Genomic DNA, 233 nt, shown 5'->3' with positions numbered 1-233 from the left:
ACGACATCGCGCTCAACGGGCATGCGATTGAAGCGCGCTTGTATTGCGAAGACCCGACGGACGACTTCCTGCCCGCCACCGGAGCCGTTGACTGCTGGCTGCCCGCAACGGGCGCGGGTGTTCGCGTGGATGACGGCATTGCCAGCGGCTACGAGGTCAGCCCCTTCTACGACCCGATGGTGGCCAAGATCATTGGCTACGGCGCGACCCGTGACATCGCTCGCAAACGCCTG

Annotated in this window: 1 pseudogene; it reads left to right on the top strand. The window is 64.8% G+C overall.

The features are described from left to right. Positions 1–233, top strand: a pseudogene (locus ACZ2IA_RS23325) (3-methylcrotonyl-CoA carboxylase); the annotation flags it as partial.

The organism is Crenobacter sp. CS_VA4 (genome assembly GCF_055597485.1).
Note: the sequence above shows the minus strand (reverse complement) of the source record. Positions and strands in the feature narration are given on the sequence as shown.